At 60.7% G+C, this 1,115-nt stretch carries 2 protein-coding genes; both read left to right on the plus strand.

Going from position 1 to position 1,115, the window contains the following annotated elements:
* A partial coding sequence (locus tag ACFFIC_RS29980; protein WP_377057279.1) for a pentapeptide repeat-containing protein occupies positions 1-562 on the plus strand: 562 nt, incomplete at its 5' end.
* Positions 563-745: 183 nt separating this feature from the next.
* Positions 746-1,115, plus strand: a 370-nt coding sequence (locus tag ACFFIC_RS29985) for an ion transporter (RefSeq protein WP_377057280.1), incomplete at its 3' end; no start/stop codon positions are given.

Genomic DNA, 1,115 nt, shown 5'->3' on the forward strand with positions numbered 1-1,115 from the left:
AGCACAAGCAGGCTGCGACGATGCTCCTGCTCCAGGGGTAGATTGGCGAAGGTGCCTCTTTGAGGCGACCGACTTTTCTGGCGCTAACCTAGCAGGTGCGGTGCTGCGCGACGCATCCTTGCGGCGCACAAGCCTCGTAGGTGCGACGCTCATAAACATCGACGCACCGAATGCGCGGTTTCCCTTTAGCGACCTGTCAGGTGCTGACCTCACGGGCGCAGTGCTCTGGAATGCCGAACTGACACGTGCCGTGCTCCGTGGGGCGACGATGCGCCGAGTTAACCTGCGTGACGCGCAACTGTCCGATGTAGATCTGCGAGACGCCGACCTAACGGGATCCGACATGCGTGAGGCGAGTCTGAGTCGCGCCGATTTGGGCGGTGCCAAGCTGCGGGACGTGGATATGCGCGGTGCAAGGCTTGCCTCGACTGATCTGCGTGAAGCCGATTTGTCAGGCGCAAATTTAAACGGAGCCGACCTGACAGGAGCAATGCTTGCAGGTGCGCGCTGGAGCGACGGAGTCCGCATCTGCTCAGATGCCTCTGTCGGAGCGTGCCGGTGATATCTCCACTTGTTCCCTGACTGCGGATCCTGGCACCGCGCATCCTCTGAGTTCAGCGACCTTCGTCAAACGCCTCAAATCGGATGAATAGCAGGATAGTCGCCAAGGCTCTGCATTTCGCTGGCGTGGAGGGGAAAATCTGGCGGCGGCCTGAGAAGTCAATGCTGAACGAGGAGCCCATCCATGGCAAGTTTGCCAGACCCTTCTTTACCAGAAGATACTCAGGAGCGCCTCACGACATTGGGCGAGCTTGAGGATTGGCTGCGTACGCCCATGCTTGCCTTGAGTGGTGCATGGCTCGCTCTGGTGGTGCTGGAGCTTGCCTGGGGCGAGAGCCAGCTGCTCGAGACGATCGGTCTTGCGATCTGGGCTGTGTTTCTTGTTGAGTTCCTTTTGCGTCTCGCCCTAGCGCCCGACAAGGCGCGTTTCCTTCGTGCGAATTGGTTGTCAGCCATAGCCCTTGTGGCACCTGCTTTCCGGCTTCTGCGAGGGTTCCGTGTCCTGCGGCTAGCGCGCGCCGCCCGAGGCCTCCGGCTTGTGCGTGTGGTGGGGA

The organism is Muricoccus vinaceus, from assembly GCF_042433125.1.
In the GTDB taxonomy this organism is placed as follows: domain Bacteria; phylum Pseudomonadota; class Alphaproteobacteria; order Acetobacterales; family Acetobacteraceae; genus Roseomonas; species Roseomonas vinacea.